The organism is Paenibacillus wenxiniae (assembly GCF_039822605.1).
GTDB lineage: Bacteria > Bacillota > Bacilli > Paenibacillales > Paenibacillaceae > Saccharibacillus > Saccharibacillus wenxiniae.
In genome coordinates this window covers 14,244-28,215 of sequence record NZ_JBCGUH010000015.1, presented here as the reverse complement: position 1 = coordinate 28,215, position 13,972 = coordinate 14,244, and the positions used below count along the sequence as shown (strand labels likewise).

Below are 13,972 nucleotides of genomic sequence, written 5' to 3'. Positions count from 1 at the left end.
GAAAATAATTGAAAAAAGTGTTGTTTACAGACGCTGTTTCAATTGCATAAATAGATTTCGAAGAGTATAATAGAAGGGAACAAACATTCCTATTCTGGTGTTGCTACTGTTAAATCCTGATAGAATTTTAGCGATAGAACACCGTCAGGAAAGATCGTTGCTATATCATTATTTAACCATTTAGAGCGTTTGGCAATATCCGTCATGTTGCAAATAATGAAGATGAAAGTTTTAGTCTTATACCGCATATGTCAAATTGATCATGCAGTGCGCTTCAAGGGGCGGATGGCATGGTGAATATGTACCATTAACGAGATTCGTTCATTCGGAATGTGCCGCTTCAGCGAACGCTGGGTAAAGTATACTGTACCGGGCATTCCCATGTACGGTCTCTTTTGTTATTAACGGGCACGCGTAATATATATTTTAGACGATAGGGTGATGCAGGGCAATGAACGATATTGTTGTCAGCTCCAAAAAGTTCGAGATCGAGTCGGAATTTTCTCCGCAGGGCGATCAGCCCAAAGCGATAGAGGAATTAGTCGAAGGCGTACACGAGGGCAGAAAGTTTCAGACGTTACTCGGTGCGACCGGTACAGGTAAGACATTTACGATCGCACAGACGATTGCACGTTTGCAGCGGCCCACGCTGGTCATTGCACACAACAAAACACTGGCTGCACAGCTGGCGAGCGAGTTTAAGGAGTTTTTCCCGAATAACTCGGTCGATTATTTTGTCAGCTATTATGATTATTATCAGCCTGAGGCCTATATTCCATCCTCAGATACGTATATTGAAAAAGACTCCAGCATTAATGAGGAGATCGATAAGCTTCGTCACTCGGCGACCAGTTCGCTCTTTGAACGTCGTGATGTGATTATCGTTGCCAGTGTATCGTGTATATACGGTCTCGGTTCTCCGCAGGATTATGGGGGTCTATTATTATCTCTTCGTGTAGGCATGGAAAAGTCGCGTAACGAAATCTTGTCACGACTGGTCGATATTCAATATCAACGTAATGATATTAACTTTGTACGGGGTACATTCCGTGTACGTGGTGATGTGATCGAGATTTTCCCTGCTTCACGCGGTGAACAAGCGGTGCGTGTGGAGCTGTTTGGTGACGAGATCGAACGCATTACAGAAATTGATGTGCTGACTGGCGAGCTAGTTGGCGAACGTGATCATATTGCAATTTTCCCGGCATCTCACTTTGTTACGAAAGAAGAGACGATGCGCGTGGCGATTGGCAATATTGAGCGTGAATTGGAGCAACAGTTAGCGGTGTTCCGCGAACAAGGCAAGCTGCTGGAAGCGCAGCGTCTGGAACAGCGTACACGCTATGATCTGGAAATGATGAGAGAGATCGGCTTCTGTTCCGGCATCGAGAACTATTCCGGGCCACTCACATTCCGTGAGCGCGGCGAGACACCGTATACACTGCTGGATTACTTCCCTGATGATATGCTGGTCGTCGTCGATGAGTCTCACGTTACATTGCCGCAAATTCGCGCGATGTATAACGGTGACCAGGCGCGTAAAAATGTACTCGTCGATCATGGTTTCCGGTTACCGTCTGCACTGGACAATCGTCCACTCAAGTTTGAAGAATTTGAGAAAAAGGTCGGTCAAATGATCTTCGTTTCCGCAACACCAGGTCCGTATGAGCTGGAACATTGCGATACGATGGCTCAGCAGATTATCCGTCCAACCGGTCTGCTTGATCCGATTATCGAAGTGAGACCAACAAAAGGTCAGATCGACGATATGATTGGTGAGATCAGACTGCGGATTGAACGGGATGAGCGTGTACTCGTTACGACGCTCACGAAGAAGATGGCGGAAGATCTGACCGATTATTTAAAAGAAGTTGGGATCAAGGTCAGGTATATGCATTCTGATATCAAAACGCTGGAACGGATGTCCATTCTAAGGGATTTGCGTCTCGGTACATTCCATGTGCTTGTCGGGATCAACTTGCTGCGGGAAGGTTTGGACTTGCCGGAAGTATCGCTGGTGACGATCTTGGATGCCGATAAGGAAGGCTTCTTGCGTTCTGAGCGTTCATTGATTCAGACGATCGGTCGTGCTGCACGTAACTCGGAAGGTCGCGTTATTATGTACGGTGACAAAATCACCGATTCGATGGCGAAGGCGATGCACGAAACCGAACGTCGGCGTAGCGTTCAGATCGCTTACAACGAAAAGCATGGTATTACACCACAGACGATTCGCAAAAAGGTACGCGATGTGATCGAAGCGACCAAAGTTGCTGAGGGCAAAGCCAATTATATGGCTGAAGCATCCAAAGCAAAAATATCCAAACGCGAGCGTGTAGCGTTGATCGAACGTTTGGAAGGCGAAATGAAAGCAGCGGCGAAAGACTTGCAGTTTGAACGTGCAGCAGAGCTGCGTGATGCAGTGCTTGAATTGCGCGCTGAGATTAGCTAGACACATTCAACATGAACAGACTCACATTCAAAGGTTGTCGGACAATCCTTCCTTAGCAAAAGAAGGATTCCCGGCAACCTTTATCATAGATAAATAATAAAGAATAAATGACGAATCATACATGCATTTTATCTGTTACTAAATATCTGTTACGAAATTGCTTATGCGAAGCATTTTGTCATACCTGTTTATCAGGCAGATTCGCATATTGATTCTTCCGGAAGCACCGGAGTTGGAGGTTGGAGCTTTGCTGAACAAATTTATTGAGATCAAGGGTGCCCGCGCGCACAATCTTAAAAATATCGATATTCAGATTCCGCGCGACAGCTTTGTCGTATTAACCGGTTTGAGCGGATCGGGCAAGTCCTCGCTCGCGTTTGACACGATTTACGCGGAAGGACAGCGCCGTTATGTAGAGTCATTGTCTGCTTATGCACGACAGTTTCTCGGTCAAATGGACAAGCCGGATGTGGACTCGATTGATGGACTATCGCCAGCGATTTCCATTGACCAGAAAACAACAAGCCGTAATCCACGTTCTACAGTAGGTACGGTTACCGAAATTTACGATTATTTACGTCTATTGTTTGCACGTGTAGGTCACCCACACTGTCCTGATCATGGTGTGGAAATTACATCTCAGACGGTAGAGCAGATGGTCGATCGAATTATGGAATATCCAGAACGTACACGTTTGCAAATTTTGGCACCGATCATTTCTGGACGTAAAGGTGAACACAAAAGTGTATTTGCTGAAGTTTCAAAGCAGGGCTTTGTACGTGTTCGTGTCGATGGTGAACTGCGTGATCTGTCTGAAGATATTCAGCTGGAGAAAAACAAAAAGCATACGATTGAAGTCGTCGTTGACCGGATTGTGATCAAAGAAGATGTAACAGCTCGACTAGCAGATTCGATCGAAATGGCACTCAAGATGTCGGGTGGTCAATTGCTCGTTGATATTATTGGACAGGAAGAATTGCGGTTTAGCTCCAATTTTGCCTGCCCGATCTGTGGATTCAGTATTGAGGAATTGTCGCCGCGTATGTTCTCCTTTAACAGCCCATTCGGAGCTTGTCCAGAATGTGATGGTCTTGGTATTCGGATGGTCGTTGACCCGGATCTGCTCATTCCTGACAAAAGCAAAACGATCGAAGAAGGTGCTTTTCAGGCATGGAGTGGCGGTCTGTCTAACTACTATCCGCAATTTCTAAAATCGGTCTGTGAACATTACCATATTCCGATGGATATTCCTGTATCCGAGTTAACATCCGATCAGATGACGCTGATTTTGCACGGCTCAGACGGACAAAAGATTCGTTTCCGCTATGAAAGTGATTTTGGACGCATCAAGGAAGCACAGGTTGTGTTTGAAGGAATTATTCCGAATCTGGAGCGTCGTTACAAAGATACGTCTTCCGATAGCATGCGTGAATATATTGAAGGATATATGAGTGCAAAGCCATGTCCGGTATGTAAAGGCAAACGTCTCAAACGTGAAATTCTGGCTGTGACGATCAATGGCAAAAACATCTCCGATGTGACAGAATTGCCGATTCATGATGCGTTACATTTCTTCCAACATATCGAATTGAGCGAAAAGGAATTCAGTATCGCGCGTCTAATCCTCAAAGAGATTGTGAGCCGTCTCGGTTTCCTCGTCAATGTAGGCTTGGATTATTTAACGATGGCACGTGCAGCAGGCACATTGTCCGGTGGTGAAGCACAGCGTATTCGACTGGCGACACAGATCGGTTCGAGTCTGACCGGCGTACTGTACATTTTGGACGAGCCAAGTATCGGTTTGCACCAGCGTGATAATGATCGTCTGATCAAGACGCTGGAGCATATGCGCGATCTGGGCAACACGTTAATCGTCGTTGAACATGACGAAGATACGATGATGGCAGCCGATCATATTATCGATATTGGCCCTGGTGCAGGTATTCATGGCGGACAGGTGATCGCAGCAGGCACACCAGCAGAAGTGATGGAGCATCCCGATTCACTGACCGGACAATATTTAAGCGGACGCAAGTTTATTCCTGTACCGCTGGAACGTCGTCAGCCTGGTGAACGTTGGCTCGAAATACGCGGTGCGAAAGAAAATAATCTGAAAAGTGTGAACGTCAAAATTCCAATCGGTCTATTTACGGCGGTAACCGGTGTATCCGGCTCCGGTAAGTCGACGCTTGTGAATGAGATTTTGTATAAGACACTTGCTCGTGACCTGAACAAAGCGCGTGTCATTCCAGGGCAATACCGTGAAATTCGCGGTCTGGAGCATATCGACAAAGTGATCGATATTGACCAGTCGCCAATTGGACGTACACCACGTTCCAATCCAGCCACATATACTGGCGTATTCGATGATATCCGCGATCTATTTGCGCAGACGAATGAAGCGAAAGTTCGTGGCTATAAAAAAGGTCGGTTTAGCTTTAACATCAAAGGTGGACGTTGTGAAGCTTGCCGTGGTGACGGTATTATCAAAATCGAAATGCACTTCTTGCCGGATGTGTACGTACCTTGCGAAATATGTAAAGGACAGCGTTACAACCGTGAAACATTAGAAGTAAAATACAAAAACCGCACCATTGCCGATGTGCTGGATATGACGATTGAAGATGCGGTTGAGTTTTTCCAAAACATGCCTCGTATTCATCGGAAGCTGCAAACGCTGCTGGATGTAGGTCTCGGCTATGTGAAGCTGGGACAACCAGCAACGACCCTTTCAGGTGGTGAAGCTCAGCGTGTGAAGCTGGCTTCCGAGCTACATCGTCGTAGCACAGGCAAAACGATGTATATTTTGGATGAGCCAACTACAGGTTTGCATGTTGATGATATTGCACGTCTGCTTCAAGTATTGCAGCGTCTCGTAGATTCCGGCGAATCGGTTCTCGTCATCGAGCATAATCTGGATGTGATCAAAACAGCCGACTATCTGATCGATCTTGGGCCAGAAGGCGGTAGTGGTGGAGGAACGATCCTTGCATCCGGTACACCAGAGCATATCGCAGGCGTAGAGAAATCCTACACAGGGCGTTATTTAAAGCCTGTGTTAGAGCGGGATACGGTGCGCAGTCGTGAGTTAGAAAGCAGTCAGGTATAATGATCGATATAAGCTAAAATTTATATAAATAATTGCCCGAAGTGATCATTCGCGTCAAAGGGATCACTTCGGGTTTACATAATGAATAATTAGCAATACGAAAGTTCCCAATAGTGTCAAAACTGTATCCAATTGAGCGTATGGAGTCATTGTTAGCGATCCAGCAAATATGTTACATTTGAAATACAAGTTTTTACAGAATCGCATCAGTGTGCGGTTTTACGTCTGCTACGGTTTGTATCCTGATTCAGGATGTATTTATAGATAAGCAAGCAACTATAGAAAGGCTGGATGAATTTGAAAAAACTCCATATCCCCGTAACCGCACTTGTTATCGCCGGCGTCACATTAATTGGCTCTGTACCTTTAGCTACTTTTGCTTCAGCAGCAGCTTCCGGCTATACATATACCGCACCCCATTTGCGTGCGTCCTCAACTAGTGCCGGCTACACGAAGATCATTGCCCGCATCTCGCCTTCTGTTGTAGGGATTGTTGGCGTACCTACCAAAGAAGCGTATCTGGCAGAAAGCGCCGCAAGTGGCGACGACTCGAAATATAATCCAGATGATCCGGGTATTGCATTTGGCTCAGGCGTGATCATTTCCAAAGATGGATGGATCGTAACGAATGCGCACGTGATTGCCAATATGGAAGATGGAGCGAAAGTGATCACGTCCGATGCAACTGGACATAATAAAACGTATATCGTGCAAGAAGTATACAGTGATACCGTCAGCGATCTGGCGCTGGTCAAAATTAATGCGACCGGACTACAAACCGCATCGTTCGTATCTTCAGCACAAAAGCCAGAAGTAGGCCAGCAGGTCATTGCAATCGGTACACCATTATCGCTGTCACTACGGAATACAGCGACAGCTGGCATCATCAGCGGTGTAAATCGTGCTGTCGATGCTTCTTATTACCTGCTACAAACGGATGCAGCGATCAACCCCGGTAACAGTGGAGGACCGCTCATCAATATGGACGGCAAAGTAGTAGGGATTAACACGATGAAATACGAAGCGGTTGGTGTCGACAATCTTGGATTTACGATTCCTGCCAATACGGTTCAATATATTATCAAACAATTATTTGCTTATGGAGAAGTACGTCGTGCTTCGCTCGGACTGGAATTGAAAGAAAGCGATGATGCACTGATCGGAATGCCAACCAACGATGCACTTACTGTAGCTGCTGTACATTCCGCAGGTGCGAAGAAGGCAGGCATTAAGGAAGGCGACATTTTATATAGTGTAAATGGCAAGCGAGTACACACTGTAGTGGACTTGAATGAACTATTCCGTTCGTACAAGCCAGGCGACAAAGTGAAACTTGTGATGCAATCGGCTGGGGATATCGTCACTCGTACCGTTCAACTTACCCAATCGCAGACAACCGATGCGGTTGTACCTACTGAAGCAGACGCTGGCGGAGAGTAACAATCAGCGGTTCACTTCCATTCCGCAACATCCACTTTTGATTATAGAAATGAGGAAATGAAATGAATAAATGGATGCGTATTACTGCAACAGGGATGCTGACTGCGGTAATTACGGCCACCACAGCGTATGCTGGAGCAGGTTCTGCTTCGGCAGCTGAGTTGCTGGAACTGAAAATTAAAAGCGGAAGTACAGCTGCTACGATCAATGGGGACAAACAGACGATCATTAAGCCTTATGAAGCAGCAGGCGCGACGATGGTACAGCTGGGGCTGTTCTCGCGTGCTTTTGGAGCGAAGGTTGAGCTGCATGAGAACAATACCGTTCAGCTCGTGTCGGGCAAGCATACGATCGCGATGACGATTGGCAGCAAATCAGCGACTGTGAATGGGAAGAAGATTGCCCTTCCTGCCGCACCTGTAATGCGCGGCGGCACATTGATGGTTCCGCTGCGTCCGCTTGTAGAAGGCATCGGTGGCAAAATGAAAGTCGTATCCGGGCAAATTGTTGTAACGCTATCTTCAGCGGAAACACAAACCGATAGCCGTGATACGGCAAGTGCGCATGAAGACAAAACGCGCGTCGGCAGCAGCAAGTATCAATGGTCGGTTAAATACCCGGATGATCTTATGTATCTCGGTAGCTCGGATGCCAACGTAGCGAATTTTATGGATACCGGCAGCACGTATCTGTTTCAAGTCGTTGTAAAGCCGGATACGGTCACCAGTTCGGTATACACGCAGCCCACATCCGACGATTTGTTAAATGAACTGATCAGCCGTACACAGGCACTGGATGAGACGATAGTGGATCAACAGACGGTCAATGGTGCCAACGGTACGTATGCTCGTGTGGTCAGTAAGTCAAGTGAAGGTTACCTATCCGAGACACGTCTGTATGCAGGTAACGGCAATTTGTACTATGTCATGTATGTCGATTCAAAAGCAACGACGTACAAAGATTTCGATACCAATCAGGAGCTGCTCAATTCGTTCCAGATGTCTTTTAATGCCAATGACAGCAAATCGCAAGACCTGTCTGAAGACAGCGAATCGGAAGAAGAAGGACAAACATTCGAGAATGCTGATTATGGGATTTCGGTAAACTTACCAGCTGATTGGACAATTAGCGATGATTCCGATGAAGCATCCAATAAAGATGGATCGTATGCGAAATTTGGCGCATATGGTGTACCAGCAGGACAATCATTGCAAGATTGGGCGAAGGATATTCGTGCCTGGTTTGGCGACAGCTTTGCAGCGGATCATTATCGTTATGTGAGTACAACGGAGCGTCAGATCGACGGTCAATCTGCGGTCGTTAACGAAATGCAGTATCGCTATAATGATGATCAATGGTACACCGAATACGAAGTATTGCTGCAAAAAGACAATTATCGGTACTACTTTGAATATAGCGGTCATGCGGATGACACACTTGTTCCATCTCAATTTGAACAAATCGCTAATTCGATGAAAGTCGATTTTGAAACGCTATCGGATAATTTTGGTCAGTTACCAACCGATTACTATTCTGCCGATCGTACCAAAACCGTCACTCGCACATCGACAACATACAATTACAGCCTGCAAGTGCCACGTTACTGGACGGATATGGGCAATGACTACACATCGTCCAGCGTATCATTCTACTACACAGGTGGTAGCTTCTATGTGAATATTAAAAATACAAGTTCACTGGAAAAAGCGGTAGCAGACGCGAAAGCAACACTGCAATCGTCAAGCAGCAGCACGAAGCCTGTATTGTCGGAAGGTCAGGCAACCACATTTGCCGGTGTACCAGCGTATACATTTACCGCTACGTATGCTGATAGCGAAACGCCATACACAGGCACATATACGATTTTCACCAAAGGCAAACGCACGTTTATTTTGACCAATGAAGTGAACGATGCGAACAATACAAGTACCCATCAGGCCGAAATTGCCAAAGTATTGTCCTCGTTTAAATGGCTCGGTCAATAATGGGATTGACTACTGAATGATGCGGATTCGTATGCCATCGTGATTATGCTGAATCTCATTGTTATTGATTTGTATTGACTCTTGTTGTCCATATGTTGATCCGTCTACATGATCGGCAATCAGCATTCGACAAAGCCCCAATTAAATATGTTTAAAGCACAAAAGCTGGCATTACAGAATATATTCTTTCTGTAACGTCAGCTTTTTTTCATGTTATCAAATCAAGTTTGAAATAGTCGATCATATCGCAACCTGCACAAAACGTGCAAATGGTCTGCAAATTTTTATACAAATTTAAAGGATACGGTAGATACGAGCATACAGGTCTGGTACACTGGATTAGAATCATTATAAAGTGTGTGACGTATGTGTTGCCTTTGCGCAAGTATTCCATTTTATTATGAAAACGGACGATGAGCCGTGAATAGAGCATTGTCCCGGTAAGGACAATTTGGGAGGATATTAACCTACATGACAGATACAGCATTACAAAGACAGGACGTGGAGCTTCTGGCGCCAGCTGGCGATTGGGACTGCATGCGGGCGGCGGTAGCGAATGGGGCGGACGCAGTCTTTTTTGGCGTGGAAAAATTTAATGCACGTGCACGTGCGAACAACTTTCGTATGGATGAATTGCCAGAGATTATGGCATTTTTGCATAGCTATGGCGTAAAAGGCTTTTTGACGTTTAACATTCTCGTATTTGAAAATGAACTGGAAGATGCGCGTGAACTGATCGATGCTTGCGTCGATGCCGGTGTGGATGCGGTGATCGTACAGGATCTCGGACTGGTGAAAATGATCCGCGAAATTTCACCGGATTTCCCGATCCACGGTTCGACACAAATGACAATCACATCGCCAGAAGCGGTAGAATTTACGAAGCCGTTTCATATGGAACGTGTTGTACTCGGTCGGGAGAACAACTTGAAGCAGATTCAGAAAATCGGTGAGCAAGCGCGTTTGCCGATGGAAGTATTTGTCCACGGAGCACTATGTGTATCGTACTCCGGACAATGTCTGACTTCGGAAATGTGGGGCGGACGCTCAGCAAACCGCGGTGAATGTGCACAGGCGTGTCGTTTACCATACGATCTGATCGTAGATGGTGAGCAGAAAATTATGGGTGACGTGACGTACCTGCTGTCTCCTAAAGATCTGGCAGCGATCGATATTATGCCGCAGTTGATCGAAGCAGGCGTAACCTCTTTCAAAATTGAAGGTCGTCTCAAATCACCAACTTATGTCGCTAACGTTGTGAGCAAATATCGCAAAGCGATTGATCGTTATTTTGACGGTGACGCCACACCGATTAGCAATGAAGATATTCGCGAGCTGCAACAAAGCTTTTCACGCGGCTTCACACATGGCTTCCTGGAAGGCACAAACAACAAGCAACTCGTAGATGGAACCTTTCCGAAAAGCCGTGGGGTCTACCTGGGACGCGTAGAGAAGATTTTACGTGACGGCGTCGTTTGCCGACTGGAAGCTCCGCTCAAGCGTGGCGACGGTATCGTATTCGATGCAGGCGATCCAACGCAAAAAGAAGAAGGCGGTCGTGTATACGATCTGCGTCGTCAAGGTGTGAAACTTGAAGGCGAAGCCGATGAAACCTGGATCGTAGATATTGTGGCTGGACGTAACGATGTCAATCTGAAACGTGTACATGTTGGCGATAAAATCTGGAAAACGAATGACCCTGCACTGGATAAGCGTATGCGTCAAACGTATGAAACAGACAAGCCTTATCGTGTATTCCCGATTCACGTTAAAGCGATCGGTCATGCTGGACAGCCGCTAGTCACGTACTGGACGGATGTACAAAAGGGTGTAACCGTGCGTGTCGATTCCGAAATGGAACTGGAAATTGCAGCGAAGCGTCCCATGAATGCAGAACTGCTGCAAGAGCAATTTGGTCGTCTGGGCGGCACGGTGTTCCAACTGGATGAGCTTGAAGTGCAATTGCACGGTGATATTATTATCCCGATGCGTGAGCTGAATGCGATTCGTCGTCAGGCCGTTGAGCAACTGGAAGGCGAACGTCCAAAGCCGCCGGTCTATATTAAACGCGATATCACAGTGATGAACGATAGCGCCTCTGCATCTCCATCGGTAAAAGGAAGCGAAGCGCTGTTGACGGTACTGTGCCGTAATCTCGATCAGGTGCATGCGGCGCTGGAAGCCAACGTCGATATGATCTATGCTGATTTCGAATTTATTAAGCAATTCCCGGCAGCCGTAGAAGCTGTGCGTGCAGCAGGCAAAAAGATTGCGCTCGCTACACCGCGTATTCATATGCCAGGTGAAAATGGCTACCATGCTAACATTTTGCGTTTGCAGCCAGATGCCGTGCTTGTACGTAATACAGGTGCACTGTACTACTATCTGGCACGCCGTCAAAGTCATCCAAACGAACAGCATCCTGAGCTAATCGGAGACTTTTCCTTGAATGTTGCTAACCATAAAACGGTTGATCTGTTCCTAGAAGCTGGTCTGGATAGGGTTACACCATCGTATGATCTGAACATTCAACAAATGGTCGATCTGCTCGGCAATAGCCGTACCGACAAGCTTGAAGTTGTCATTCATCAGCATATGCCGATGTTCCATACAGAGCACTGTGTATACTGCACATTCCTGAGCGAAGGTACAGACTATACGAACTGTGGTCGTCCATGTGAAGATAGCCGTGTGTCCTTGCAGGATCGCATCGGAATGTCTCACCCTGTACGTGTCGACGAAGGTTGCCGTAACACGGTATACAATGCGATCGAGCAATCCGGTGCCGAATACCTGAAAAACTTCCTCGAACTGGGCGTTCCAAGCTATCGCATCGAATTTCTGGAAGAAACGCCGGAGCAGGTGCGAGAAGTCATCGAGCTATACAGTCAAGCGCTGCACGGCGAGATTAGCGGCACGCAAGTATGGAAAACGCTGAAAGCAACGAACCAGCTCGGCGTTACTCGCGGTCAACTGGTGAAATAAGATTAGAACCAATCGTGCTATTTAGCTGAGATAACAACATAGCTGAGATAATAACAGGATGTGTAGTTAACGAAGTCAAGGTAACGACATGATCGTAACATCGTAACGACGGTGTAGGTAGATGACAACACCAAGATATAATGCTACAACAAGGCTCCAAGCTTTTGCTTGCCATTCACCTATAGGATCCCTTCTGGTACACAGTGAAAAATGAGGACAGTTTACATCGTCTTCATTCACTTGCTACTGGAAGGGATTTATATATATATCTAAAATAAGGGGCATCGACCTGCTTAAACTTTAAGTCTTCTACTACAGCAACAAAACTCACCCAACAGAACAACCCAATCCCGTCTCACACGCCATTGTAGCAAGTACAAACTTATCATGTATCCTAGATCATGCTCGTGAGCGTAGATCAATGCCTACGATTCAAACGCTAACATAGGTTGATGATGTCAAATCACTTCTCCTAAACGTTGTATCAGAAGGTTGTACTAGAACACTGTGGGCACAGTAAGTCGTTCGTGCGCTTCTTTCCTTTGCTACGCGCAGACCAGATTGCATTTTGGATACGTATGAATCAAGCTCAGTCAATAGGGCTAGCAACTTTAACGTGGCTTCATTAATTTTGGTTCATATCACTGTTCATTTCATCATGAATGTATCCGCTTTCCTCAAATCGGACATCGTTTTGCTGGGTAAATCGATTCAATATTGGTTAAAATATATCGTGGCCGTATGCAGGCTCATGCAACACTGCCTCATGCCCGGTTGTACATATGACCATGAGACCAATCGATCATGTACAGAGCGATGCACCTATTTAACATCAGAAAATGGAGGAATTAATGCCATGAAAATACGTAAAGCGATTATTCCCGCTGCTGGACTCGGAACCCGTTTCCTGCCAGCAACCAAAGCGATGCCAAAAGAAATGCTACCGATTGTAGATAAGCCTACGATTCAATATATTATCGAAGAAGCCGTGTCAGCCGGTATCGAAGATATCATTATCGTTACAGGTAAAGGCAAACGTGCGATTGAGGATCACTTCGACTACTCGTTCGAGCTGGAGCAGAATTTGGAAGAAAAAGAAAAATGGAAGCTACTGGATGCGGTACGTCAGCCATCCGAAATGGCAGACATTCACTATATTCGTCAAAAAGAACCGAAAGGACTGGGACACGCGATCTGGTGTGCCCGGAAGTTCATCGGTGACGAGCCATTCGCCGTCCTGCTTGGTGATGATATCGTCGAATCGGATGTGCCTTGTCTGAAACAAATGATGGATGTATTTGAAGATCATGAATCATCGATCGTAGGTGTGAAGGAAGTACCGTGGGAGCATGTATCCCGTTATGGACTCGTAGCTGCGGAGGCGATGCCGGATTCAGATCGCCTGTACAAAGCGACAGGTCTGGTGGAGAAACCACCGCAGGAAGAAGCACCGTCTAATCTAGCGATTATGGGTCGCTATATTCTGACTCCGGAAATTTTTGATATTCTGGGCAGTCAGGATGCCGGGGCAGGCGGCGAAATCCAACTGACCGATGCGATTTCCAAACTGGGCGAATCGCAGGATATTCTGGCATATCAATTTGAAGGCTTGCGCCATGATGTAGGGGAGAAGAGCGGATTTATTCAGACGACCGTGCATTATGCGCTGAAGCATCCGGAGCTGCGTGAGTCGACGCTGACTTATCTGCGTGAAGTGTTGGCGGAAGAGGATAAGAAGTAAGCATACGATATTGTCATTCCAATAGTTTATCAACTTCAATTCAATAGCAGAGCGATCGTTCTTTCAAACATAGGGCAGTGACATTTGAAACCTACTCAAATATTATCAATTTAAAAGCATGCTGCTTCAGGAGATTTCACCTGTAACGGCATGCTTTTTCTTTGTAAGGATATATCCCCACTTTTGTACACCTGTATAGAAATATCCTGACTGGCGCGATGCTGTACCGTATCGTAGTCATACTACACCTGTAAAACAGA

The 13,972-nt window shown here is 46.2% G+C and carries 6 protein-coding genes; all 6 read left to right on the top strand.

Annotated elements, in window-relative coordinates; translation table 11 throughout:
• The first annotated feature begins 451 nt into the window (after nt 1-451).
• The 6 genes from uvrB (at nt 452) to galU (ending at nt 13,712) form a co-directional block, all read left to right on the top strand.
• A complete protein-coding gene (uvrB, locus tag AAHF22_RS19645) occupies nt 452-2,452 on the top strand; it encodes an excinuclease ABC subunit UvrB (protein WP_347326716.1) in 2,001 nt (666 codons plus the stop codon).
• Nucleotides 2,453-2,699: 247 nt separating this feature from the next.
• On the top strand, nt 2,700-5,561 hold the full coding sequence (gene uvrA / locus AAHF22_RS19640; RefSeq protein WP_347326715.1) for an excinuclease ABC subunit UvrA: 2,862 nt from the start codon (nt 2,700-2,702) through the stop codon (nt 5,559-5,561).
• Between the two features lie 297 nt (nt 5,562-5,858).
• Entirely contained in the window at nt 5,859-7,001 is a 1,143-nt protein-coding gene (locus tag AAHF22_RS19635) for a S1C family serine protease (protein WP_347326714.1), read from the top strand.
• Nucleotides 7,002-7,063: 62 nt separating this feature from the next.
• Nucleotides 7,064-8,986, top strand: a complete 1,923-nt coding sequence (locus AAHF22_RS19630; protein WP_347326713.1) for a stalk domain-containing protein — start codon at nt 7,064-7,066, stop codon at nt 8,984-8,986.
• 471 nt (nt 8,987-9,457) lie between these two features.
• Nucleotides 9,458-11,971, top strand: a complete 2,514-nt coding sequence (locus tag AAHF22_RS19625; RefSeq protein ID WP_347326712.1) for a U32 family peptidase — start codon at nt 9,458-9,460, stop codon at nt 11,969-11,971.
• A gap of 856 nt (nt 11,972-12,827) precedes the next feature.
• A complete protein-coding gene (galU, locus tag AAHF22_RS19620) occupies nt 12,828-13,712 on the top strand; it encodes a UTP--glucose-1-phosphate uridylyltransferase GalU (protein ID WP_347326711.1) in 885 nt (294 codons plus the stop codon).
• Nucleotides 13,713-13,972: the final 260 nt, after the last annotated feature.

Coding starts and splice junctions, on each gene's coding strand:
- galU (WP_347326711.1), top strand. CDS start 12,828: ATGAAAATACGTAAAGCGATTATTCCCGCTGCTGGACTCGGAACCCGT.
- AAHF22_RS19630 (WP_347326713.1), top strand. CDS start 7,064: ATGAATAAATGGATGCGTATTACTGCAACAGGGATGCTGACTGCGGTA.
- uvrB (WP_347326716.1), top strand. CDS start 452: ATGAACGATATTGTTGTCAGCTCCAAAAAGTTCGAGATCGAGTCGGAA.
- AAHF22_RS19625 (WP_347326712.1), top strand. CDS start 9,458: ATGACAGATACAGCATTACAAAGACAGGACGTGGAGCTTCTGGCGCCA.